Here is a 528-nt window from a genome sequence, read left to right as displayed (position 1 = left end):
GGCAGAAAGCGCGCTGGATTTTTGTCCCAAATATTGCACGCCCCAACTGCCTTTCAGACGACCTATGGGCAGGTGGCGCAATTCGATGCGGGCATTTTGCGTTTTGTTTTTAAAGAAGTTTTCCACCGCATCGCCCGTTTTTTCATCGTGGTGGTAGTCGTTGCGGTTCAGATGCACGCGCAGGGCTTCGAAGCCGGGGAGCGGCTGCTTCCATTCGGCGCGGATTTCGTAACGTTTGTTGCGCAGGTCTATCCACGGTTTGCCGCTGTGGGCGTGCGCGTGTGCATTATCGTCGTCGTGGAAGCCGCAGCTCAAGCCCGGATTGTCGTAATCGATGTCTTCTTCAGTCAACAGGTGCGGATAAAGCTGCAAATAGCGTTTGTTAATCAGGCTCTTCTGCCAGATGATGTCGGCGTGGCAGTCGTCGTAGAGATGGCTGTGGGCAGGCAGGCCGTAGCGGTCGCGACGGTCGCTATACGCTACGCCGAGGAAACCTTTATCCCCAACCCAAGACAGGCCGATGCTGCC

1 pseudogene is annotated in these 528 nt (G+C 56.1%); it reads right to left on the bottom strand.

Features of this window, described 5'->3' with window-relative positions:
* Window positions 1–528: pseudogene (locus ACTHUR_RS17875) on the bottom strand (ligand-gated channel); the annotation flags it as partial.

The organism is Neisseria sp. P0021.S007 (assembly GCF_051956855.1).
This window is presented reverse-complemented; position numbering and strand designations above follow the sequence as displayed.